The 23,825-nt window shown below is 69.5% G+C and carries 19 protein-coding genes and 2 pseudogenes; 5 read left to right on the plus strand and 16 right to left on the minus strand.

Annotation, left to right across the window (positions count from 1 at the left end; genetic code table 11):
* Window positions 1-23 precede the first annotated feature (23 nt).
* From QTQ03_RS06960 to QTQ03_RS07000, 9 genes and pseudogenes are all read right to left on the minus strand, one after another.
* On the minus strand, window positions 24-1,379 hold the full coding sequence (locus tag QTQ03_RS06960) for a carotenoid oxygenase family protein (protein ID WP_289277265.1): 1,356 nt from the start codon (window positions 1,377-1,379) through the stop codon (window positions 24-26).
* Between the two features lie 16 nt (window positions 1,380-1,395).
* Window positions 1,396-2,787, minus strand: coding sequence for an MFS transporter (locus QTQ03_RS06965; RefSeq protein WP_289277266.1), 1,392 nt, complete (start codon window positions 2,785-2,787; stop codon window positions 1,396-1,398).
* A 128-nt stretch (window positions 2,788-2,915) separates the two neighbouring features.
* A complete protein-coding gene (locus QTQ03_RS06970) occupies window positions 2,916-3,476 on the minus strand; it encodes a TetR/AcrR family transcriptional regulator (RefSeq protein WP_289277267.1) in 561 nt (186 codons plus the stop codon).
* A 71-nt stretch (window positions 3,477-3,547) separates the two neighbouring features.
* A complete protein-coding gene (locus QTQ03_RS06975; protein WP_289277268.1) occupies window positions 3,548-4,090 on the minus strand; it encodes a carboxymuconolactone decarboxylase family protein in 543 nt (180 codons plus the stop codon).
* On the minus strand, window positions 4,090-5,481 hold the full coding sequence (locus QTQ03_RS30250) for a thiamine pyrophosphate-binding protein (protein WP_353890628.1): 1,392 nt from the start codon (window positions 5,479-5,481) through the stop codon (window positions 4,090-4,092). The genes QTQ03_RS06975 and QTQ03_RS30250 overlap by 1 nt, the downstream gene beginning before the upstream one ends.
* Window positions 5,476-5,682: pseudogene (locus QTQ03_RS30255) on the minus strand (thiamine pyrophosphate-binding protein); the annotation flags it as partial. The pseudogene QTQ03_RS30255 and the gene QTQ03_RS30250, both read right to left, overlap by 6 nt.
* Window positions 5,683-5,733: 51 nt before the next feature.
* The gene (locus tag QTQ03_RS06990; RefSeq protein WP_289277269.1) at window positions 5,734-6,660 is read right to left on the minus strand and encodes an IS3 family transposase; all 927 of its coding nucleotides are present in this window, start codon (window positions 6,658-6,660) and stop codon (window positions 5,734-5,736) included.
* Window positions 6,657-7,016, minus strand: a complete 360-nt coding sequence (locus QTQ03_RS06995; protein ID WP_289277270.1) for a transposase — start codon at window positions 7,014-7,016, stop codon at window positions 6,657-6,659. Before QTQ03_RS06995 ends, QTQ03_RS06990 begins: the two co-directional genes overlap by 4 nt.
* A gap of 336 nt (window positions 7,017-7,352) precedes the next feature.
* Window positions 7,353-8,560, minus strand: a pseudogene (locus tag QTQ03_RS07000) (IS110 family RNA-guided transposase).
* A gap of 253 nt (window positions 8,561-8,813) precedes the next feature.
* On the opposite strand from QTQ03_RS07000, the gene QTQ03_RS07005 reads away from it, so the two are divergent.
* Window positions 8,814-9,194 (plus strand): hypothetical protein, encoded by a 381-nt coding sequence (locus tag QTQ03_RS07005; protein WP_289277271.1) that lies wholly within the window; start codon window positions 8,814-8,816, stop codon window positions 9,192-9,194.
* Between the two features lie 438 nt (window positions 9,195-9,632).
* The gene (locus QTQ03_RS07010; RefSeq protein WP_289280719.1) at window positions 9,633-11,786 is read left to right on the plus strand and encodes an MMPL family transporter; all 2,154 of its coding nucleotides are present in this window, start codon (window positions 9,633-9,635) and stop codon (window positions 11,784-11,786) included.
* A gap of 110 nt (window positions 11,787-11,896) precedes the next feature.
* Here the strand turns inward: QTQ03_RS07010 and QTQ03_RS07015 are convergent, their stop codons facing one another.
* The gene (locus tag QTQ03_RS07015; protein ID WP_289277272.1) at window positions 11,897-13,525 is read right to left on the minus strand and encodes an alkaline phosphatase D family protein; all 1,629 of its coding nucleotides are present in this window, start codon (window positions 13,523-13,525) and stop codon (window positions 11,897-11,899) included.
* 283 nt (window positions 13,526-13,808) lie between these two features.
* On the opposite strand from QTQ03_RS07015, the gene QTQ03_RS07020 reads away from it, so the two are divergent.
* On the plus strand, window positions 13,809-14,768 hold the full coding sequence (locus QTQ03_RS07020; RefSeq protein ID WP_289277273.1) for an alpha/beta hydrolase family protein: 960 nt from the start codon (window positions 13,809-13,811) through the stop codon (window positions 14,766-14,768).
* A gap of 89 nt (window positions 14,769-14,857) precedes the next feature.
* Here the strand turns inward: QTQ03_RS07020 and QTQ03_RS07025 are convergent, their stop codons facing one another.
* Both QTQ03_RS07025 and QTQ03_RS07030 read right to left on the minus strand, forming a co-directional pair.
* Complete coding sequence (locus QTQ03_RS07025) at window positions 14,858-15,082, minus strand: hypothetical protein (protein WP_289277274.1); 225 nt, start codon at window positions 15,080-15,082, stop codon at window positions 14,858-14,860.
* 141 nt (window positions 15,083-15,223) lie between these two features.
* The gene (locus tag QTQ03_RS07030) at window positions 15,224-15,967 is read right to left on the minus strand and encodes an SDR family oxidoreductase (RefSeq protein WP_289277275.1); all 744 of its coding nucleotides are present in this window, start codon (window positions 15,965-15,967) and stop codon (window positions 15,224-15,226) included.
* An 86-nt stretch (window positions 15,968-16,053) separates the two neighbouring features.
* Here QTQ03_RS07030 and QTQ03_RS07035 point away from each other — a divergent pair, with 86 nt between their 5' ends.
* Window positions 16,054-16,662, plus strand: a complete 609-nt coding sequence (locus QTQ03_RS07035) for a TetR/AcrR family transcriptional regulator (protein ID WP_289277276.1) — start codon at window positions 16,054-16,056, stop codon at window positions 16,660-16,662.
* A gap of 161 nt (window positions 16,663-16,823) precedes the next feature.
* Here QTQ03_RS07035 and QTQ03_RS07040 read toward each other — a convergent pair whose 3' ends face one another.
* From QTQ03_RS07040 to QTQ03_RS07055, 4 genes are read right to left on the minus strand one after another with little or no spacing between them, the layout of a single operon-like run.
* Window positions 16,824-17,846, minus strand: a complete 1,023-nt coding sequence (locus tag QTQ03_RS07040) for a 3-oxoacyl-ACP synthase III family protein (RefSeq protein WP_289277277.1) — start codon at window positions 17,844-17,846, stop codon at window positions 16,824-16,826.
* Window positions 17,843-18,499 (minus strand): SRPBCC family protein, encoded by a 657-nt coding sequence (locus QTQ03_RS07045; RefSeq protein WP_289277278.1) that lies wholly within the window; start codon window positions 18,497-18,499, stop codon window positions 17,843-17,845. Before QTQ03_RS07045 ends, QTQ03_RS07040 begins: the two co-directional genes overlap by 4 nt.
* Window positions 18,471-20,156, minus strand: a complete 1,686-nt coding sequence (locus QTQ03_RS07050; protein WP_289280720.1) for a thiamine pyrophosphate-binding protein — start codon at window positions 20,154-20,156, stop codon at window positions 18,471-18,473. Before QTQ03_RS07050 ends, QTQ03_RS07045 begins: the two co-directional genes overlap by 29 nt.
* Before the next feature lie 17 nt (window positions 20,157-20,173).
* Window positions 20,174-21,190 (minus strand): GlxA family transcriptional regulator, encoded by a 1,017-nt coding sequence (locus tag QTQ03_RS07055; protein WP_289277279.1) that lies wholly within the window; start codon window positions 21,188-21,190, stop codon window positions 20,174-20,176.
* 904 nt (window positions 21,191-22,094) lie between these two features.
* Here QTQ03_RS07055 and QTQ03_RS07060 point away from each other — a divergent pair.
* A complete protein-coding gene (locus QTQ03_RS07060; RefSeq protein ID WP_289277280.1) occupies window positions 22,095-23,765 on the plus strand; it encodes a right-handed parallel beta-helix repeat-containing protein in 1,671 nt (556 codons plus the stop codon).
* The last annotated feature ends 60 nt before the right edge of the window (window positions 23,766-23,825 follow it).

A 23,825-nucleotide genomic window follows, 5' to 3' on the forward strand; every position in this document is an offset into this window, starting at 1 on the left:
GATTACTCACTGGCGTGGCGAGATCAGGCGATCTGCTCGTCGGGGATCCACGAGCCGTGGATGCCGGCGGTGACCCGCCGCGGCAGGCGGATCGTGGCGATCGGGTCGCGGTGCAGGTCACCGGCGTCGAGCACGAGCAGGCTCGAGGCGTCCCGGTGCAGGTCGCTGGTGACGGTGAGCAGATATCCGTCGTCCTCACGGGTCGCGCCCGTCGCGGGAACGAAGACGGCCTCGCTGGGCAGCACGCCGGCACCGACGTCGAGGATCTGCCGGGTGCCGTCGCGCCGGTCGTACCTGACCACGCCGTGGTTGCCACCCCGGTCGTCGGGGAAGGCGATGGCGTACTGGTAGCGGTGTTCTCGACCGAGCAGGTCCTCGTTGATGGTGGGAAACTCGACGTTGAGGTCGTCGCAGGGGCTCTCGACGACGGTGCCGGTGGCCGGGTCGACGGTCCACCGGTGGTTCACCGACCTGGTGATCGGCTCGCTGTGCCGTGGGCCGCCGTTGCCGGCCCACCAGTTCCAGGACAGCTTCCACCCCTCGCGGTCGACGGTGGGCCCCTCGATCACGATGCGACCCTGGGCATCCTCGTAGGCGTTGGCGAAGTGCAGCGCCTGCCCCGGCTCGATCGCGTACCAGCGGATACGCGCGGCACCGCCGGCTCCACGGGGCATGACGCCCAGTCGCGGCGCGATGTCGTCACTCCAGCGGTACGGGATGCCGGACGTCTCGGTGTGGTCGAACGTCACCGACATCTCCAGGAACACCACGTGGTTCTCGGTGATGGCGAAGTCGTGCTTGAGCGCGGCGCTCGCACCCGGCACCTGCTCGCTGAGCACGATCTCCCCGTCCGCGGCAGCAACGTGGTACGTCAGGAACGGCGGCACCGGCGAGGAACCGAAGAAGTGCAGCTCGCCGGTGACCGGGTCCTGCTTGGGGTGCGCGGTCATCGCCGTGGTCAGCCTGCCGGAGAAGTCGTAGCCGCCGACGGTCTCCAACTCGCGGGTCAGCTCGAACGGATAGTTCGCCTCGCACAGCGCCAGCAGCCGCCCGGCGTGCTCGACGATGTGGGTGCCGGCGGTGCTTGCCGAGTAGTCCGGGCCCCGCTCGGTCAGGTACGGGGCACCGTCCAACGCCGGCGTGCGCACCCACCGGTTGCGGTACCACTCCGCGTGCCCGTCGCGCAGGCGAATACCGTGCACCATGCCGCTGCCCTTCCACCAGTGCGTCGGGGTGATGCCCGGCTTGGGGTTGTGGCCGTTGCGGACCAGTTGCCCGGACAGCTCCGGCGGCAGCTTCCCCTCCACCGTCAGGTCGAAGCTGGTTGCCTCGTCGACGACCGGCGTGTAGTGGCCGGTCAGGTACGGCTTGGTGTCCATGCTGGATTCCTTTCGATCAGCGCCGGGCGATGCCGGCGGGAACGGTGAACAGTGCCGCGAGCGCCGCGAGAGCGGCGATCACGAATCCGGTGCGAAACGACCACCGGAAGCCTTGGGCCAGGGCCTCGACACCGCCGTGGCCACCTCGGGTTGCGGCGACGCTCGCCGCCGCGGTCAGCAGGGCCAGCCCGAGGCCGCCGCCGACCTGTCGGGTGGTGTTGACCAGGCCGCTGGCCAGGCCGGACTCATCGGGATCGACCCCGTTGACACCCAGCGTGGTCAGCAGCACGAACGCCAGGCCCAGGCCGACGCCGATGAGCAGCATGGGGCCGAGCAGATCAGCGACGAACGACGCGTCCGAAGGCACCACGCCCAGCCAGGCCAGTCCGGCGGCCAGCACGGCGAACGCGCCGACCAGGCTCGTGCGCCCACCCAGTCGGGCGGCCACCCGTGGCGCCAGCCCGGACGCCACCACGGTGGCTCCGGCCAGTGGTAGCTGTGACAGCCCGGCCGTCAGTGGGCGGTAGCCCAGAACCTGTTGCTGCAGCAGCGGCAGGTAGAAGAACAACCCGATCCAGACGGCGCCGAGCAGCAGCATCAGGGCGTTGGCCGGGCCGACCGGGCCGCTACGCAGGATGCCCAGCCGCACCAGCGGATCGGCGGCGCGCCGCTGCCATCCGACGAACATGGCGAGCACGACCACGCCACCCGCCAGTGCGGCCACCGGCAGGGGTGCACCCCAACCGGCTCGCGGACCGGCCGACAGCGCGTAGACCAACGCGGTCACCCCGACCGTGACCATCAGCGCCCCGGCGGCATCCAGCCGACGATGCCCGGCAGGCACGTCGCGCGGCACCAGCGAGGGAGTCACGACGACTGTGACGAGCGCGAGCAACGCCGTCAGCACGAAGATCGAGCGCCAGCCCAACGTCTGCGTCAGCACTCCGCTGAACAGCACTCCGGCTGCCCCGCCCAGACCCGACACCGCGCCCACGATGCCGAGCGCCCGTCGCCGCTGCGCTGGCGCCGCGAACATCACCACCGTGATCGCCAGTGCCGTCGGCGCGAGCAACGCCGCCCCGATTCCCTGAGCCGCACGTGCGGCCAGCAGCACGGGTTCGGTCCATGCCCCGGCTGCCGCCAGCGATCCGGCCGTCAGGACCACGCCTCCCGCCAGCAGCACGCGACGCCGTCCCAGTAGGTCGCCTAGCCGCCCGCCCAGCAACAGCAGTCCACCGAACGGCAGCAGGTATGCGTTGATCACCCAGGACAGACCCGCCGGGGACATGCGCCACTGGGTGGCGATGGCGTCCAGCGCCACATTGACGATCGAGGTGTTGAGCACCACCAGGAACTGCGCGAAAGCCAGCAGCGCCAGTGCGCGGGACCCAGCCCGTGGTGTCGTCATGGCCGACTGCCTGATGTCCGTTTCCATAACCTCGCTCCGAAGAAGGATTGGCCAATCACTCACTCATAGGAGTGGTCGATCACTCACCCGGTGTCGGCTGTCACGTCCGACCGGAACCGCATTGATCGTCAGTGCCGCAGGCCCGCCGCCAGCGTCCTGGCCCAGGGCGCGTCGAGGTCCTCCGCGCCCATGGTCACCACCAGATTGCACAGCGCGCCCCTGGCGACGAACTCCTGCACCTGCTCCTCGCTGCCGCCGGACACGCTCCGCGCGTACTCGACCAGCCGGGCATAGCCGTCACGCACCGCGCGGCGCACCTCCGGAACCGACACGGCGGCGCACTGCGCGTGCATCTGCACCAACAGTAGATCCTGATCGCGGATCAACATGGCATAGGCGTCGGCCATGGCGGCCAACACGACCTCGGGCGAGGCGCTCCGGGCGGATGCCGCACCCTTGCTGATGCTGTCGCGGATCCGCTCGAAGGCCCGCTCGACCACCGCCGCGAACAACGACTCCTTGTCCGGAAACAGCCGGTAGAGGTATGCCTGCGAGATTCCCGCCCGTTTCGCGACGTCCACCGTGGTGGTGCCGAAGTACCCACGGCTGGCGAACGCGCCGATGGCCGTGGAGAGCACATCCTGCCGGCGCTCCTCGGCGGTGGACAGGGTACGGGCTTGGCTTGGCATGTGAGTAGTTAACCACACCCTCTCTTCGTGCCGCAACGGGCGCGGCTCGCCGAACAGGGTGGCCAGCAGGATCAGCCGCGCTCGAGCGGAATCTCGAAGGCGGTGACCATGTAGCCCATCAACGAGTACAGCCCACACAGGGCGACCACCTCGACGATGCCAGCGGTGCCGTGCGCGGCCACGAACCGATCCTGCACGTCCCCCGGGACCGGCCGCGCGGCGACAACGGCATCGACCACCTCCAGCGCAGCCCGCGTCGCGTCGGGAAGATCGTCGGGGATCTCGCCGGACGCCAGCCGGTCGATCGTGGTGGGACTGACGCCGGCGAGCCGGGCCGGCCGTTGGTGGTGTGACCACTCGTAGGAGAGGCCGCAGCGCCGTGCGAACCGGAGGATGACGAGTTCCCGCACGTCGTCGGGGAGAGTCGCATGGAACCGTAGGTGTTCGCCGAGTGCGCCGACCTTGACGGCCACCCCGGGATTGTTGAACATCCGCACGTAGACGTCCCCGAGCGTAGCCCGGCCGTCGGCGTGGGCCCGCGCGTCAGCCATACGCTCGTAGGCGGCACGGTCGTCACCCCGCAGGCGCTCCGTCGGGTCAGGCAACGTCGCCATCAGTCGTTGTCCTCCCACTCCTGCTGGCGCTCCCGCCAGACCCCGGCCGGGGTCGGGTAGGTCTTGTCGATGACGAGGTCGATGAGGTACGGCCCCGACGCGGCGAGCCCCCGGGCAACGGCCGCCGCGATCTGTCCCGGCTGCTCGACCCGCTCCCCGTCGGCGCCCACCGAGCGGGCGAATCCCACCCAGTCGATGCCCGGAATGTCGGTCAGCCGTTCCGCGCCCGGACCGATCTTGGATGCGCGGTACCAGATGTTGCCGTAGGCACGGTTGTTCATCACGGCGACGACAACAGGGATTCGCTCACGACTCGCGGTGTGCAGCTCCATACCGTGCATCAACAGGCATCCGTCGCCGGTGGCGATCAACATCGGCTGCCCCGGCCGGGCCAGCTTGGCCCCGATGCCGAGCGGGATGGCACCCCCCATCGGTCCGAGGTTGGTGAGGGAGAAGTGGGTGCCGGGCTGGCGGATGTTCCAGTACTCGGCGAACCAGGCGCGGTGGGCACCCGAGTCCACACACAGCACGGCGTCGTCGGGAAAGGCGGCCCGCAACTCCGCCACCACCCGAGCCGGGTGCATCGGTATCGCGTCGCTGCGGGTGTCCTCCGGACGGTACCGGGCGTCCCCGCCGGCCCGCACCCGCTGAAGTAGCGCGTGCCTGGCGTCGCGTCCCGCCGCCAGGCCCGGCGCGTCCCGCACGGTCGCAAGGCGCTGGAACACCTCGGCGGGATTGCTGACCACGGCCAGGTCGCACGGCCAGGTACGACTGATCGGCGCCGGGCGGCTGTCGATCTGGACGAGCGCGCGGGACGGCAGCATGGCCGGGTCCCACTGCAACGTGTCACGCTGCGACAGGCCCGAACCGACCACGACGAGGACGTCGACGTCGCCCGAGCGGATAGCGTCGATCGCCCACCGGGTGCCGCCGTAGCCGAAGACGCCGAGCGCGAGCGGGTGAGTCTCGGGTAACGTGCCCTTGCCCGACAGCGTCGTAGCCACCGGCACGTCGAAACGTTCGACGAACGCCCGTAGCGTGTCGGTCGCCCCCGACTGCTGCACGCCCGGGCCGGCGAGCACGACGATCCGTCGGTTGTCGGGATCCTCAAGCAGGGTTACCAGCTTCTGGAGGGCCTGCTCGTCAATGGTCCGCGGGTGCAGCAGCGACTCGGGCAGGCGCCTTGGCTCGGCGTCCAGCTCCGCCCGCTGGACGTCGAGGGGCACCGACAGGTGGGCCGGGGTCCGCTCGGTCATGACGTGGGTGATCGCGCGTCGTAGGTGTTGGGGAACGACCCGGCGCGACGACAGCGACAGCGACATCCCGGTCACCGGCCGCAGCACGTCGAGGTCGTCGAGTGCCGCGCCCGACGCGTCCTGGAAGCCGCCCATGCCCTCCCACGAGCGAGGCACCTCGCCGCTGATGACGATCACCGAGCTGCGGTCGGCCTTCGCTCCGGCGAGCGCGGTGGCCATGTTGAGCACACCGGGACCGCCGATGCCCAGGCAAAGTCCGATGCCGCCGGAGGCGCGGGCGTAGCCGTCTGCCATGTATGCGGCACCGCCCTCGAACGCTGCCACGATCGCACGTAGGCCCGCGGTCTCGGTGAGCGGTGAGCTTCCCCCGCTTTGCTGGAGCGGTGGTTACCTGCTGCCGGCTGGCGCAGGGGTGGCGATAGGTGGTTCGGCTGGTTGCCTCTGGTGGGTGTGCCAGGCGGTCTCGTACTCGTTCGGGCTGAGGTAGCCCAGTTCCTTCTGGATGCGGCGGGTGTTGTACCAGCCGTCGATGTAGGCGAAGATCGCGTTCTCGGCCTCGTCGCGGGTCCGCCAGCTCGTGCGGTAGACGAGTTCGATCTTCAGCGTCGACCAGAAATTCTCCATCAGGGCGTTGTCGTAGCTGTCGCCGACGGAGCCCATCGAGGGCAGGATCCCGTTGTCCTGTAAGCGTTCCGCGAACCGGAACGATGTGTAGTTCGACCCGCGATCTGAGTGGTGGATCAACTGGCCGTCGCGGACGTCGCGCGACCAGATGCCGTATTCGAGGGCGGCGAGGATCAGGTCGGTGTCGCAGCGGTTGGAGGTCTTCCAGCCGACGATTCGGCGGGAGAAGACGTCGCGGACCGCGGCGAGCCAGAACACGCCTTCGCCGCAGGGGATGCGGGTGGCGTCGGCGACCCAGAGCCGGTTCGGCCCGGTGGCGGTGAACTGCCGCCCGACAAGGTCCGGCGCCGGTGTGTGCCGTGGGTCCTGCCGCGTGGAGCCGCCGCGCCAGCCGCGGCGCAGGAACGCGCCCTGCCAGCCCTGCTGCGTCATCAGCCGCTCGACGCGTTTGCGACCCACGTAGATGCCGTCGCGGCGTAGCTGGCGGTGGACCCGGTCCGCGCCGTAGGTGCGCCCGGAGGTCTCCCAGATCTCGTGAATGTTGGAGATCAGGCCCAGGTCGACCACGTCGCGGTCGCAGGGCGCCTCGGCCTGCTTGACCCACGCGTAGTAGGTCGAAGCGCCGATGTTCAGGACCCGTAGCAGGAGCGCGACCGCGAACTGGTCACGGTGTTCATCAATGAACGTCATGACCGTCGCCGGGTCGGGTCGAGCTCCGCCGCGAAATACGCGCTCGCCGCTTTCAGGATCTCGTTGGCCCGCCGCAGCTCGGTGACCTCCCTGCGCAGCCGGCGGTTCTCCTCGACCATCTCGCTGGTCGGCCGGTCGTGACGCTCACCCGTGTCAGCCTCGGCCTGACGGATCCAGTTCCTGAGCGCCTCGTGATGCACGCCGAGCTGCTCGGCCAAGCGCCGGATCACCGGCTTCGGGTCCGATTCGCGGTACAAGCGCACAGCGCGCTGACGGAGCTCATCGGGGTACTTCTTCGGTGCTGCCACGGATACTTCCTCCCCCACGGCCATCAGACCATGGTCAAGAAACTCCATGAAAGCGGGGGTGGCTCACGGCGCCATGAAGGGGTCGTTCAGTCCTCCGAGGCCGATGAAGGCGTGCCGCACCCCGTGGTCGCGCAGCATCGTGATCAGGTACTCGGTCACTCGCACCAGGTCACTCCTCGCGTGGGTCGTGAATCGCCGCCGGATCGAAGTGGGAGACGTCCACTGCTGACACGAAACGAGAGCCGGCACGACACAGTCGTCACACCCGTATCGTACGAACTTAAGGCGTAAGTAACGGCGTAGGACCATTACTGGCAAGGTTCGGTCGACAGCGCGACCGGTGGTGTCGGCGCACCACCCGGGGGGGTGTCCCTATGGGTTTTGTCAAGCCGCGAGGCGGGGTTCGTCCGCCGGTTTCGGCTGGTATGGGGTCTTGGTGCGCAGCATGGCGTGTAGGACGTCGACGCGGCGTCGGGCGAGGCAGATGAGGGCGGCGTTGTGTTTCTTGCCCTCGGCGCGTTTCCGGTCGTAGTAGGTGCGGCTGGTCGGGTCGGTCAGGGCGGCGAACGCGGACAGGAAGAACGCGCGTTTGAGCTGCTTGTTGCCGCCCTTGGGTGGGTGCTCGCCGCGGATGCTGGTGCCGGAGCGGCGGGTGACTGGGGCCAGGCCGGCGTAGGCGGCGAGGTGGCCGGAGGTGGGGAAGGTGGTGCCGTCGCCGACTTCGAGCAGGATGCGGGCTGCGGTCCTGACGCCGATGCCGGGCATCGAGGTCAGGACCCCGGCAAGAGGGTGCGCATCAAGCATCCCCTCAACCTGTTCGGCGACTTGGTCACGCTGGTGCAGCAGGTCACGCAGGTTGTCAGCCAGTCGCGGCAGGACGGTCTCGGCCGCCGCGGTGCCAGGCACGACGACGGTCTGCGCGTCGAGCGCGGTGAGGATCTGCGCGACCAGGCGTACGCCTATGCGTGGCGCACGCTTCTTGACCATCTCGACCAGTTTCGTCCGGCCGGCCTTGCGCAGCCCGGCTGGTCCACCGCACTGCGACAGCAGCTCCAGCACGGCTGGATGCTGCAGTTTCGGGCCCAGGACCCGCTCCAGCGGCGGGTGGATCTGGGTGAGCAGACCACGAATCCGGTTGGAGATCCGGGTGACCTCGCCGGCGAGGTCGTCGTCGTAGCCGACCAGGACTTCCAGCTCAGCGAGGGCGTCGTCGCCGGCGTCGACGCGGCGCAGCGTGTGCGGCAGGGTGCGGGCGGCGTCGGCGATCACGTAGGCGTCGCGGGCGTCGGTCTTCGCGGTGCCGGGGTGCAGGTCGGCCAGTCGGCGCATGACCAGGCCGGGCAGGTAGGCCACCTGATGCCCACACACGCGCGGGCCACCGCCACGGGCAGCGCGCCGATCGATGCGGGCTGGTCGACCACCATCAGGACCCGGCCGTGCCGGGCGAGCTTGTCGAACAGTTTCCGCAGGCCGGCCTCGGTATTGGGCAGCGTAGCGTCGTGCAGCCGCTTCCCTTCCGGGGTTAGCGCGACCGCATGGTGTCCTTCCTTGCCGACATCCAGTCCGATAAAGACGCCGTACTCGTCGTACAACGCTGTGCCTCCCCAACTGCTACCGTGGCTCGGCCGCTGGTCAGCGTCGGACTGCCGGCATCCACGTTACGAAGAGACCTACCCCGCACGCGGGGCGGCCGGGTCCCTATCAGCGGTCCGCCGACGCCACCCGGCCCGGCGACAACACCCCCCGGATCATGCGTACGACAGGGGCGGTTAGTCATACCGAGCCGGGCGACCGAGCAGTCCCCGGCTGGGGACGATCAAAAAGGTAACGGGTAGCGTCGCGGCCATGCGGACACGACACGTCGGACGACTCTCGCTGCAACTGGACTCGATCTACTGCGCGGTCGCCGCGGTGTCGCTGATCCTGTTCGTGGGCCCGGTGTCCGAGCGGACGACCGCGCCCCCGGTGGCCACCGTCGCGATCGCGGTTGCCGTGGGCGGCTGGGCATTCGCGCTGCACCGCGTCGCCCGTCGTCCTCGGCTGCGCGGTTGGCTGGTCGGCGTGCTCGTTGCCAACGTTGTCGCGGCAGCGGCGATCGCGACGGTCGCGGCGACCCGGCCATGGGACGGTGCGTTCACTGTGCTCCTCGCCGCCGTGGCAGTCGAGGTCGCAGCATTCGCGGTTAGCCAGGCCGTGGCCCTGCGCAGGGACGCACCGGGCGTTTGAGTCACGGTCTGCTCCGACGGCATTTCACCTGAACAGCGGAACCAAGGTCGGTAGCCGGGTCCCGGGAGCCGAGATGGCCGATGATTCGGTCTATGTCACGTCCAACCGCGCACTGTGGGATGAGTGAGCGAACAGCCGTACCTCCGGCGCGTGACAGGACACCGGCACTGGTCGCCCAGGCCTGCACGACCATCGATGTCGGTCGCGACGCTGCCCGGGCGGTCCGCTTCCGACCGTGGCCGCGTGAGTCCCCGGCCGCTCCTGCTCGACGTCCGGGAGAACCGAGGCGGAGTTGCCACGGTTCCCGCCCCGCGCGAAGGCCAACCCGATGACCGGGGCGCCCCGTCCACGAACACTGGCATCGCTGCGGGTCGCTCACCTGCGCCGCGGGTCGCACCCACCGGTGTCGACAAGCCGGACGATGACGGGGTCGCGGTGATGCCTACTCGCAGGATCGGCACGCTGGTCGCGGTGGTGGTGACACTCGGCTGGCTCGTGATCGGCGGCCTGGCCCACTCGTTCCCCGGACGCCTCGACCAGGTCGAGACCGACAACTTCCAGGCGTTCCTGCCCGCCAGCGCCGAGTCACAACAGGCCCAGAGCCAGAGTGGTGACATCACCGGCGCGAACACCACGCCCGCCCTGGTCGTCTACCAGCGCCCGGCCGGGATCACCGCCGCGGACCAGGAGCGGGCGATGTCAGACATGACACGCTTCCTTCAGGTGCAATGGGTTGTCGGGCCACTCGCTCCACCCATCCCGAGTCAGGACGGACAGGCTCTGCTGCTGGTCGTCCCGATCGACAACGCCGTGGGGCAGGCAGAGAACGACGTTGTCGATCAGCTGCGCACCATCGTCGGCGACGGCCAGGACGGGCTGACCACCGAGGTCACCGGCCCGGCCGCGATCCGCGGTGATCTGATCACGGTACTGGCGGCGGTCGGTGGCCAGCTACTGGTGGTCACCGTGGGCGCGGTGCTGGTTGTCCTGCTGATCGTCTACCGCAGCCCGGTGTTGTGGGCGTTTCCGCTGATCGCCGCCGCGCTCTCGTACGTGTTGGCCACGGTCTTCGTGTACTGGCTGGCCGATGCGGATGTCGTCCAGTTGAGTGGGGAGTCCCGGGGGATCCTCACCGTACTGGTCTTCGGCGCGGGCACCGACTACGCCTTGCTGCTGATCGCTCGCTATCGGGAGGAGCTGGTCAGGACCGCGCGTCCCGTGGACGCGATGAAGGTGGCGTGGCGCGGTGTCGCCCCAGCGATCATCGCCTCCGGCTCGACCGTGATCCTCGGCCTGCTCGCCCTGCTGCTGTCGATCCTCAGCTCCACCCGCGCCCTCGGACCGGTGTCCGCCATCGGCATCGCCTGCACCCTGCTGGTGATGCTCACCTTCCTTCCGGCCCTGCTCGTCCTCGGCGGGCGGCGGGTGTTCTGGCCACGGATCCCGCGCCCCGAGGAGAAGGCCGTCGGCACCGAGCACCGCCTGTGGGGTGCGATCGCCCACCTCGTCGGCCGGCGGGACCGACTCGTGTGGGTGATCGCGGCCATCGGCCTCGGCGTGGCCGCGCTCGGAGTCACCCAGCTCGGAAAACAGGCGATCAACCAAGACGACCTGCTGTTCTCCGGCCACCGGGCGTCGGTCACCGGGCAGCGGGTGCTCGACCAGCACTATCCCGGCGGGACCGGCAGCCCGGCCATCATCGTGACCAACGCGGAGACGGTCGACCAGGTCACCGCTGCGGCGCGTCAGGTGTCGGGGATCTCCACCGTTCAGCCGGTGTCCGCGCAGGGTGGGGCCTCGGCGACGTCACCAGACCCGGGGGCGGCACCGAAGGTCGTCAACGGACGCGTGCAGCTGAACGCGACCACGACCGACCCGCCGGACACCGACAGCGCCGAGCAAACCGTACGTCGGCTCCGCACCGCGGTCCACGCGGTACCCGACTCCAACTCCCTGGTCGGTGGTTTCACCGCCACCAACGTGGATACCGCCAACGCGGCCGACCGGGACCAGCAGGTCATCTTTCCGGTCGTCTTGGTCGTGATCCTGATCTGCCTGGCGATCTTGTTGCGCGCTCTCCTCGCGCCGGTGCTACTGGTCCTGACCGTGGTGCTGTCGTTCTCCGCGACCGTGGGCATCTGCGCGATCGTGTTCCGGTATCTGCTCAACGTCCCCAAGGTGGACCCGGAGTTCCTCCTGTTCGCATTCGTCTTCCTGGTCGCGCTGGGAGTCGACTACAACGTTTTCCTGATAAGCCGGGTGCGGCAGGAGTCGGAGCGGCGGGGTACCCGGCCCGGGATTCTTTCCGCACTCACCGTGACCGGCGGTGTCATCACCTCAGCCGGCATCGTGCTCGCGGCAACGTTCGCGGCGCTGACCGTGCTCCCCGTGCGGATCCTGGTGGAGCTGGGTATCGCCCTTCCGGTCGGGCTCCTCATCGACACGGTCGTGGTGCGTTCACTGCTGGTGCCCGCGCTGTCCCACGACATCGGTCACCAGATCTGGTGGCCGGGTCGGCTGGCACGGGCCGGCGGTGAACCGTCCGGCGCGGGTCCGCCGGACGGCAACCGAACCAGCGGTCACCCTGGTTGAGTCAGGACGAGCCAGCCCAGGGTGTCTCCTGGATCCCGTCGAGGCGAGGCGGGCGGCGAGCCGGCAAGGCAGCGGTTCGAAGCGGGCGCTGCGGTGACGGCGCCGACCGGTCAGACCAGGGGTGAACTCTCCTTGTGCAGCTTGGCCGACCCCGCGGCGACTGACCAGCCGGCCACCCAGCGACTCGAGGTGACACGCTTGGTGCGGTCGGCCAGGTGGTACCAGTCCATTCGGCACTGCTGCTTGGTGACGTCCAGCACGCCGTAGCCGTGGCCATCCAGCTCGGTCCAGCGTACGTGGGGATTGGTCGCGCGGAGCAGTCCGGCGCCGAGTTTGCTGACCACGTTGTCGGCGGGCAGTCGCAGGAAGTCGTCGACGTTGTCGGTGGTCACCGACGGCACGACGAACTCGGCGGCGGCCGGCGACCACGGGCCGGTGGCCTTGGTGGTCACCTCGTTGGCCCAGGAGGTGTGGATGTCCCCGGTGAGGAAGACGACGTCGTGGGTCCCGGTGGCGCGCAGGTGGTCGACCAGCTCGTTACGGTCGGCGTTGTACCCGTCCCACTGGTCGGTGTTGAGGACGAGGCCGTTGTCCGGGACGCCCATCAGCTCGCCCAACGGGCCGAGCAGCCAGGCCGGCAGCGCGCCCACGTCGAGCCGGGAGATCATCACCGAGCTGCCGACCAGTTTCCACCGTGCGGCCGAGGCGGCCAGGCCACTCTTGAGCCACGCCATCTGGTCGTCGCCGGTGATGGTCCGGTTCGGGTCGTCGACTCCGGTACCCCGGGTCGGCTTCGACCGGTACGTCCGGAGGTCCAGCATGGACAGGTCGACGAGCCGGCCGAAGCGCAGCCGCCGGTAGATGGCCCCGTCCGCGCCGAGGCGGACCGGCATCCACTCCTGGTACGCCTGCCGCGCCGCGGCCAGCCGGACCGCGAAGTCGCCCTCGGTGCCCGGGGTGTGGTTCTCCGCACCGCCGGACCACTGGTTGTTGGCGCACTCGTGGTCGTCCCAGGTGATCGCCCACGGCACCGCGGCGTGCAGAGCCTGGAGGTCCGGGTCGGTCTTGTAGGTGGCGTGCCGGATCCGGTAGTCGGCTAGGGTGAGCGTCTCGTGCGGCGGGCTCACCGGACGGATGACCTTGCCCGCGGTACCGAGCTGACCCGTGCCGTACTCGTAGAGGTAGTCGCCCAGGTGCACCACCAGGTTCAGGTCGCCCCGCTCGGCCAGGTACCGGTACGCCGCGAAGTACCCGCCCTCCCAGTTCGCGCAGGAGACCACCCCCAGCCGCAGCCGGTCGATCTCGGCGTTCACGGCCGGTGCGGTCATCGTCCGCCCGATCGGTGACCACGCACCGTCGTACCCGAAGCGGTACCAGTACGTGGTGGCCGGCGACAGCCCACGCGCGTCGACCCGGACGGTGTGGTCCCGCGCCGGTCCGGTGACAAACGTCCCCTGCGCCACCACAGCCGCGAAATCCGGATCGGCGGACACCTGCCAGGACACCAGCGCCTCCGGACCGACACCAGAACCCGGCTGGGCCTGCTCGGTCGGGGTCAGCCGCGTCCACAACAGAACCCTGTCGGCCAACGGATCGCCGGAGGCGACGCCGTGCCGGAACAGACCCGAAGCGGCATGAGCGGAACTGCCGGTGGCGAGCGTGGCGCCGGCGAGCACGGCTGTGCCGGCGGACGCACCGGCCACACGCAGAAGGGTACGACGGTCCAAGCAATTCGTCATGGTCTTTATCTATACCGGCATTCACGTCCGATCCGCTGCCCTCCGGACTGAGTGTTCGCTTAGCTTTCCGACAGCATTCGCGCGGCCGGCAACATGTGGGCGTCGGGGTGGGCCGCGTAGCCCCCCGGTTCGGTCGGCAGCGTGACGCGTTGACAAAGCGGAACGCCACTCCGTATAGTTTCGGAACAGCGCTCCGCTTTGCTGTTGCCGCAGCGGGGCGCCCCTGACCCGCCTCTCGAACGCACGAGACCGGGCGACAACCCGACGAAAGGGAATCGACGTCATGAGTGAGTCGACTCAGGCAGCCGGCATGTCCGGCGCCCCCACACCTGTCCTCTCCGTCAGTCCAGTGGTGCTGTCAGCTCCCGACCGCGCCGTGGACCTTCAGGTGCGCGTCTCCGCACCCATGACCGGAGGCGAGCTGCCGATCATCCTCCTCTCGCACGGACACGGCCACTCAAACCACCTGTCGTCACTGAATGGCTACGCCCCGCTCGCCAACTACTGGGCGACGCACGGCTTCGTCGTGATCCAGCCCACCCATCTGAGCTCGAGGACGCTGAGCCTGGATCCCGACCATCCCGAGGCTCCGCTGTACTGGCGGTCGCGCGCCGAGGACATGAAGCGCATCCTCGATCAGTTCGACGGTGTCGAGGCCGCCGTCCCGCAGCTCCGCGGGCGCCTGGACCGAGACAAGGTCGCCGTGGCCGGACACTCGACGGGTGGGCACACCGCGAGCCTGCTGCTGGGCGCGCGGCTAACCGACCCCCACGACGGCACAGAGGTGAACCTGGCCGAACCCCGGATCAAGGCGGGTGTGCTGCTCGCCGCGCCGGGTAGGGGGGGCGATTCCCTCACCGAGTTCGTGGTCGAGAACTACTCCTTCTTCTTGACCACGGACTTCTCCACGATGACGACGCCCGCGCTCGTGGTCGCCGGCGACAAGGACGCCTCCGCCCACCTGACGGTTCGGGGCCCGGAGTGGCACACCGATCCGTACGTCCTCTCCCCCGGCCCCAAGTCCCTGCTCACCCTGTTCGGCGCGGAGCACGGACTCGGCGGTGTCGCCGGGTACGACGTCGCCGAGACCACGGACGAGAACCCCGAGCGGGTCGCCGCGGTCCAGCGGCTCGCCTGGGCCTACCTCCGCACCGAACTCCACCCCGGGGATTCCGCCTGGCAGGAGGTGCGTGACGAACTGACCGCCGGACCCACCCCGGTCGGCCGGGTCGAGTCCAAGTAACGGGTTCGCAGCGGGCGCCGACCTGACCAGGAGGGTGCTCGCAGCTCGTCGGTGATCGACCCTCGGATCTTCGCGATCGACGAGCACGGTCACCCGATACCGCCGGGTGCTGGACCCGGGACGGCATGGTCATGCTTCAGGATGTCGGTGGCCCGGGGAGCGTCTCGGCCGCCGGTGTCGCGGATACCGGCGTAGACGGTGTGTCCGGCACGGGCCAGGGCGCGGGCGGTGAGGGCACCGAAGCCGCTGGATGCTCCGCTGACGACGATGACCGTCGGGGACTCGTCTCCTTGACCACCGCTTCTTCCTTCCATCCCTGGTGCCCGTTCGGAACCGGGGTCGAATGCCGGGGCGGAGGCGGGCTTCGTCGCCAACCTCCAGTTGGTGGATGGTCCGGCCCTGGCCCGGACGGGGTGCTGGTCATTGGCGGTCCGACCAGCGAAACCGCGGTGGATTCAGATCGCGCCGCCGTTGGCGTACAGCACCTGGCCGTTGATCCAACGGGCCGGGCCGGCCAGGAACGCCACCAGCTCGGCGATGTCCTGCGGGGTGCCGATGCGCTCCAGCGGCGGCTCGGCGGCCATCCGGGCCAGCGTCTGCTCATCCTTGCCCTCGAGGAACAGGGCCGTCGCGGTCGGGCCGGGCGCCACCGCGTTCACCGTCACGTCCCGGCCCCGCAGCTCGCGGGCGAGGATCAGGGTGATCGCCGAGACGGCGCCCTTGCTCGCCGAGTAGGCGCTGTAGCCGGGGCGGGCGAAGCGGGTGAGCGAGCTGGAGAAGTTGATGATGGCGCCACCGGGGCGTACCCGACGGGCGGCCTGTTGGTCGACGGCGAAGGTTCCACGCACGTTGACCCTTAGCATGCGGTCGAGCTGATCCAGGTCGAGTTCGGCCAGCGGCGCCAGGGTCATCATGCCCGCGGCGTGCACCACCACGTCGACGCCGCCGAACTCCCGCTCGGCGGCGTCGAAGAGGCCGGCCACCGACGTCTCGTCGGCCACGTCGGCGGCGACCGCGATCGCCTTGCCGCCGGCCTCCCGGGCCGCCCGCACCGCGGCCTCCGCCTCGGTCTGGTTGCCGCGGTAGTTCACGACGACGGCGTACCGGTCGGACGCGAGCCGTTCGACGACCTCACGACCGATGCCCCGGGAGCCGCCGGTGACGATCGCGACCCGCGTCGCGTTGGTCGAGGTGGTCATGGGATGTCTCCTTGATCTCGCTGTTCTTGTACGCTGTGTCCATATAAGCAAGCCGTAGACACAGTGTTCATATAATCGAGGAATCAGTGACCGAGCTCACGCCAAACGCCGACCGGCCACCCCGTCGTGGTCGTGGCCGCCGCCCCGCCGACCAGGTCCGGGCAGAGATCCTCACCGCCGCCGGGAACCTCCTGCTGGCCGAGGGAATGGCCGGCTTCACCATCGAAAAGGTCGCGTCCCACTCGGGGGCCAGCCGGATGACGATCTACAAGTGGTGGCCCTCCAAGGGCGCGCTCGCCCTGGACGGCTACTTCACCGTCCTCGCGCCCACCCTGGCCTTCCCCGACACCGGCGACATCATGGCCGACCTCACCAGCCAACTTGTCACCTTCGTCCACCTGGTCCGCGACACCCCCGCCGGACGGGTCATCAGCCAGCTCATCGCCCAGGCGCAGACCGACCCGGAACTGGCCGCCGCCTACCGCCGGCGCTACTCCGGGCCGCGCCGGGCCCTCGCCGTAGAGGCCCTGAACCGAGCCGTCGCCCGGGGACAGCTCCGCGCCGACATCGATCCCGAGTCCGTCGTCGACCAGCTCTGGGGCGCCTGCTACCACCGGCTACTCATCCCCGACCAGCCCCTCACGGAAGACTTCGCCCGGACGCTGGTCGACAACCTCGCTCGTGGGCTGAGCTGACGCCCGCGCGCCGTCACGAGGTGCCCGGCAAGGCGGAGACTGGCCCGGACACAACACCGGTATCCGGGCCAGTCTCCAACGTGCCGGTCGTCGTCTGGGCCCGCGGCAGGCCGGCCAGGGTCTTGCACAGGTCCCAGGACCCGCGGTCGCCGGACGGCCTGCTAGCCACGCCCCTTCCATCGGATCGCCGCCGCGCCGGCGTAGTCGCCGGCGTGAGCGAACCCGCCGAGAACAACCAGCGCACCATCAGGCACCTGACCAGTGGTGGCGGCATCGTCCAAGGTGATCGGCATCGCCGCGCCAAAGAGGTTGCCGAACCGGTCGAAGGTGTCCGGATGGCGCTCCGCAGGCAACCCGAGCGCCTCGCGCCAGGTGCGCAGGAACGTCCTGTTTGGCTGGTTCGTGATCAGAACATCGATGTCGGCACCGGTGGCGCCCACCTCCCGGCACACGTCCAGAACCACATCGGGTACCAGGCGGTTGCCCCGTTCCAGGACAGCGGCGACGCCGTCCTCCGAGAAGCCGACACGCGGCTGCGCGTCGCCGGCCTCCCAGTATCTGCGGCCGTCCTCGCGCTCCAGCCGCATCTGCCCGGCGTACGCCGTCAGATGATGTGCCCGCAGACCCAGCACTGGGGAGCCGCTGGAACCGGTGGTCAGGTAGGCGACCCCGCAGCCGTCGCCGGGTATCGCCGCCTGGGCGAGGCCGCGTACCCGGGACTGGGTGAACAACTGGCCGGCCGTGGTCTGCCCGTTGCAGATCAGCGCCCGCCGCGCGTCGGTCGTACCGAGGATCTGCCGGGCAAGCTGCAGCATGTGCACGAAGGAGGCACAACCGCCGTTGGCGACATCGATCATCCACGAGGGGCGCAGTCCCAGCCGTTGGGCTACCTCGCCCGCGGCACCGACGAACGGGATGTCCGGGAGTTGGCTGTGCATGAGCAGGACATCCACGGCACGAATCTCGTCCCGGCCCCACCGATCGACGAGCGACGCGACAGCGCCTTCCACCAGGTCGACATTGGTCTCGCCCTCGGCGACATGGTGTCGTAGCGGCGGAACCTTGAACATCGGGCCGTCCCTGAGCTGGTCCTGCGCACCCGGATACTCGGTGAAGAACGACGCCGGCACGGGCGGCCCCGGAAGGTGGCCGGCGACATCCCGGAGCCGGACCGCCGCTGTCATGGCGTTCCCACCTGCGCGGGCGCCGGCACGTTGATCGCGAGGCCGTTTCGGTGCCGGTGCTCCAGGATCGCCCTCAGGTTGCCCATTTCGATGGTGTGCCCGGCGTAGAAGAGGTCCCAGAAGTCGCCGACCCAGGGCCGCTCCGGGGTGGGCGCGAGCGAGGGGTGCGGGTTACGGTCGTAGTGCGGGTGGCGGCAGTTGGTCCAGGTGATCAGCGAGCCGGACCGGCCAAGCACCAACGATGCCGGCACGACTCGCATAAGGTAGATCATCCATAGCGTTTCGCCCTGGTCCCAGGCGCAGTGGTAGTCCACGGTCATGGCATCGGCGTTGGCCTCCACCCGGCAGAAGATGCGGGTGTCCGGAGCGAGCCGGTCGAAGCCCCACCAGAGCCCTGGCGTGCTGGTGGGGGCGAATCCACGCAGGCTGAATGTCCACTCCTCCAGGTGGTGACCCTGCCGCAGGTAGTCGAAGGCCGCCTCCGGCGGGCAGTCGACGTGTTGGTGGATCGTGCAGTATGTGCCGTACACCTGCTGATGCGGATAGGACTCGCGGGTCATCCGGGTGCATTGGGCGGTAACGTCGGCCGGGGTCGTGGTCTCCACCCGGATCAGGCCGGAGATGTCAGCCAACGTGGACGGCACGGTCGTCATGTTCGCGCTCCTGGTTGTCGACGGGTGCCTGGCCGGCGGCCAGGAACGGGCGGAACGGCGGCAGTTCAGCGGGATCGAAGTCCATGGCCACGAGAGCGGGACCACCGCCGGCCTGACCGGCCAGCAGAGCGGCGCGCAGCTGAGGTGCGGAGGTCGCGTGGGTCGCCGGAAGTCCCGGAAACATCGCGGACGCACCGGCGGCGATGTTGGACGGTCGGAAGGTATTGATACCGCTGGCACCGTCCTGGTAAAGGTCCTCGCGGGTGACGCACATGGCGTGCGCGTTGTTGTTGAAGATCACGAAGGTGACGGGAGCGGTGGTCTCCAGGGCGGTGTGCACCTCCGTGCCGTGTGCGTAGAACGCACCGTCTCCCGCCAGGACGTACGTCCGTCGTCCGGTGGCCAGCGCCGCGCCGATCCCCGCGCCGAAGGTGTAGCCCATGCCGCCCATTCCCGTCGCCACCACGAAACGTCCCCGAGGAGCGGGCGACAGCAGGTGGATCGCGGCTGCACCCGCGTTGCCGGCGTCGACGAAGACGTGGACGTCGGGAGGCAGGACGGAGGAGATCACGTGGAGGGCGTCGGCGTATTCTGCCAGCGTCTCCCCGGACGACCGCGTGCCGGACAGCAGGGCCGGCCCGTGGTGGGGCGGACGTGGCCGACGATGGGGGCCCAAGCGCAGCGACAGGGCGCGCAGTGTCGGTCGTGGAGAACCGGTCAGTGCCAGGCCGGGGATGTACGGTGGCTCGGGGTCAACGCAGATCACCGGGGTCCCCGCCAGCGCCTCTTCCAGTCCACCCCGCGCCAGGACGGGCAACCGGGTGCCCGCCAGCAGGCACACGTCGGCTCGCCGCAGTAGTTCGGCGACGGTGTCGTGCCCCATCACCCCGGCGACACCAGCGAATGCCGGGTGGCGATTGTCGAAGGCGTCCCTGGCGTCCGGGGTGACCGCCACCCACGCGCCGAGCCGTCCCACCAAACGGCCCAGTTCCCGCTGGGCACCGGACGAGGCCACGCCCTCGCCGGCGATGACCAGCACCTGCCGTGCCTCGCGAAGCAGGGCCGTCGCCTGGTCCAGGGTCGACGACGGCGCCTCGGTGGCCGGCACCGGGACGGTGGCGACGCCGGCCGAGGGAGCCTCGACCAGTGCCTGCTGCACGTCCTTGGGTAGCAACAGCACCGCCGGCCCCTTCGGCTCCTGGCACGCCGCGGAGATCGCCTCGGCCAGGGCGACGTCGATGCTGGCCGGGTCGTCCACCCGGGCACAGAACCAGGAGACGGGCTCGAACACCGCCCGGGCGTCGAACGAGCCCGCCAGACCGCTCGAGTCCTGGAAAGCCCCACGCCCCTCCTGGGCCGTGGGTGGTTGGCCGACCAACGCCAACATCGGCACCCGCGAGGCGTACGCCTCTGCCAGCCCAGGCACCAGATTCATCGCGCCGCCCCCGGAGGTCGCCGCCACCACGCCGAGGCGACCGGTGACGCGGGCTGCCCCATCGGCCATGGTGGCGGCGGAGAACTCGTGCTTGGCCACGACACCACACGTCGCGCCGTCGGTGCCGCGTAGCGCCTCGTACAGGTCCTCGATGTTCGCACCGCTGACACCGAAGACATGGCGGACACCCGTCCGGGCCAGCGCCGCGGCGATCCGGTCCACGACGCGTACTGGGCCCGTCACGCCCGGCTCCCCGCGGCGACGGGCGGCTCGATCAGCAGACCGGCCGGCGACAGGACCTGGAATCGTTGCCGATAGGCGCCAGGCGTCAGGCCCACCGCCCGATCGAACGTCCGTAGGAACGTCTCCACCCGGCCGAAGCCGCATCGGCGGGCGATCTGGCTGATGGACAGGTCGGTGCTCTCCAACAGTTCCCGGGCTCGGCTGACGCGCGTCTGGACAACGTACTGTCCGGGTGTCATGCCGACCTCTCGCCGGAAGACCCGGGAGAAGTTCCGCGGGCTCATGTGCGCCCGCTCGGCGAGTTCCGGCACCGCGAGTGGGTGGTCGACGTGGGCCCGCACCCACTCTTGGGCCGCCCGGATCGGCACCCGGTCAGCCAGTTGCGCGTCCAGCATGCCGCTGAACTGTGGCTGGCCGCCGTCGCGTTTGAAGAAGAGCACCAGATAGCGAGCGATCTCCAAGGCGAACTCCGCGCCGTGGTCGGCCTCCACCAGCGCCAGGGCCATGTCGATTCCCGCAGACACTCCCGCCGAGGTCACGTAGGGCCCATCCCAGATGAAGATGGGTCCGGGGTCGACGGTCACCGCCGGATACCGGCGGGCCATGTCCTGGCAGTATGCCCAGTGCGTGGTTGCCCGGCGGCCGTCGAGCAGCCCAGCCTCGGCCAACAGGAACGACCCGCCGCATACCGACGTGACCCGCCGCGCCCGTTCCGCGGCCCGCCGGATCCAGCGCAGCAGGTCTTGGTCGGCGAGCGCTTGGCCCAGCCCCCAGCCGCCCGGGACCAGCAGGTTGTCCATCCGCCCCTCGCCTGTCTCCAACGGCGCGGCCTCGATCATCAGGCCCGCGGAGGTACGCACCAGGGGGGCGGCCGCCGAGACGTACTCGATCCGGTATCCCGCCTCCGGGTCTGGCAGGAACCGGTTCACGGTGTCGAATACCTCGACCGGGCCGGTGACATCCAGTGCCTGGACTTCGGGATAGACCACTACAACAACTCGTCGTCTTGCCACGATCACAGCCTGTATTCCGACCCTGGATGGCGGCAACGACAGACTCTTGACGATTTCGGCCAGGAGCCGAGGTGACTGCCGACCAACGCTCTCGCCGACTTCTCGGCGGCCGTCGAGAACCAGCGCTGGCCTACACGAACGCAGCCGGTCGCCGCGGTCGCCTGTCGACGCGGGCGGTTAGGCCGGCGCCCCGACGGGCTGCAGTGCCCAGGCCTCGGCCGGAGACACGGCGGCGGCGGGTTTCCGGGCCGGCGGGTCGACGCGGGGGCGGACGTCTGCCTGCGCGTCGACACGGGGGCCGGACGGTCTGGGTGAACACCGACGACGGTGACACCAAGGTCCGACGGGCACGATAGGCGGCCCTCAACGATCAGGTACTCGTCCGCGGCGGCGACAGTCCTGGCGGGATCAGGTTGGGCTTCGTCCGTAGTGATCACCCCTCCATCTTTCACACCTCCTGCGAGTCATCTTCCGAAATTGCGCTATATGTTCCTCATGTCCGTCTAGCGTGAGGTTAATCCGCTTTCACCGTCGCTGAGGTGGGGGCGTCATCGCGCATGAAGGGGTAGGTGGAATGCTCGAGTCGGATCGTGAGCGGGTGTCGGGTTTGGTGCGCTCGCCGGTGTCACGTCGGTATTGGAAGCAGGCGGTGCTGGCCGCGGCGGGGGTGGCCGCGTTGGTCGGCGCGTCGACGGCTGTTGGTGCCAGTGGTGGGGCTGGTGCGGGTCCACCGGTGTCGGCGGTTCCCGGTGGCACCGTGGCGAAGGACCTGGGTGTCGCGGGTTTGGCGACGGCTGGTCAGGGGAGCCCTGGCGGCGATGGGGCCGCTGACCCTGGTGACGGGGATGGTGATTACTGGGCCGCGCGTGCCGGGAACCCGGATGACGTGGATGAGGCCCCTGTCATGGCGGACGAGGGTCCTGCCGGGTTCGCTTCGGCTGGGGGGGCCGTAGGCGCGACCACGCAGGCCAGGACATCCAAGACCAGCAAGACCGCCAAGGACGCCAAGACCGCCAAGACTGCCAAGGACGCCAAGGCGATCAAGGCCGAGAAGGAGGCGGAGCGGGCGAAGCGGGACGCCGAGAAGGAGGCCGAGCGGGCGAAGCGGCAGGCCGAGAAGGCGGGCGCGAAGGCGGCTGGTGCTGCCGGGGGGAATGCGGCCGGCGCCGTGAAGGAGGCCGCCAAGGCTGCCGGCGGAAGTGCGCAGGACGGTGCCCGGGGGGTTCGGATGGTGCCCGCCGCGTCGGTCGTCTCAGCGCCTGCCGGGGCCGGTGCGTCCGCGGTCGACGCCGAGCCCCTCGAGGACGGCAAGCCCGACGGGAAGGGTATGCCCGGTGGGAAGGGCAAGCCCGGTGGGAAGGGCAAGCTGGATTCGGCCGGTAAGCGGGGCGCGGATGGCGATCACCGGGATGGGGACCACGGGGGTAAGGGTGTGTCGGTGCCGTGTGATCCGAACGCGTTGATCGCGGCGATCACCACCGCCAACAGTGCGGGTGGCGGCACCCTGGACCTGGCCCGTAAGTGCACCTACACCCTCACCGCCAACCAGGACGGCAACGGACTACCCGTGATCGTTCAGCCGATCACGATCAAGGGGAACGGGTCCACCATCGCCCGCGCCGCCAACGCCGACCAGTTCCGCTTCTTCGAGATCGACTCCGGCGGTATCCTGCGGCTGAAGCACCTCACCCTCACCCGCGGCAAGACCGCCGAGGACGATGACGGTGGCGCCGTCTACGTCAACGTCGGTGGGAAACTCGACCTCGACCACACCACCCTGGACAACAACACCGTCGACGACGTCGGTTCGGACGACGGCGGGGCGGTCTTCAACGACGGTGGCATCGTCACCATCCGCTCCAGCACCCTGAAGAACAACTCCGCCTCCGACGGCGGCGCCATCTTCACCGGAGTCGGCGACGTCACCATCACCACGTCGAAACTCATCTCCAACACCTCCGACCTCGACGGCGGCGCCATCTTCGACGACTCGGGCACCACCACGGTCAGCAAGAGCCGGATCAGCCACAACCACTCCCGCTCCGTTGGTGGCGGAATCTACAGCGACGAGGGCGTACTCAAGATCGACCGCAGCGCCGTCACCCACAACACCACCGAGGGCGACGGCGGCGGCGTCTACAAGGACACGGACTCGATATACGTGTTCAAGAGCACCATCGCCGGCAACGTCGCCGCCGAGGCCGGCGGCGGCTTGTTCCTCGGCGACGATGGGGCGAACATCACAGAGAGCAAGATCCTCAACAACACCGCAGCCGACGGAGACGGCGGAGGCGTCTTCTACATCGGCGGCGACACGGCGGCGTTCCGGCGCACGGTGATCAACGGCAACCAGGCCCTCGGTACCGGCAGCACGGGCGGCGGCATCCACATCCAATCCGCCACCGGTGTCGTCGCGCTCACCGACGTCAAGATCACCAACAACACCGCCACGGACCCCGCCGGCGGCGTCGAGAACAACGGCACCGTCACCAGCACCGGTAAGGTCATCATCGTCGACAACGTGCCCACCAACTGCGCCAACGGTGGCAACCCCGTCCCCGGCTGCTTCGGCTGACCAACCCACCACCAGCACCACCCCGCCGCGGGCGGCCCCACACGGGGGCCGCCCGCGGCA

Source organism: Micromonospora sp. WMMA1363 (assembly GCF_030345795.1).
GTDB lineage: Bacteria > Actinomycetota > Actinomycetes > Mycobacteriales > Micromonosporaceae > Micromonospora.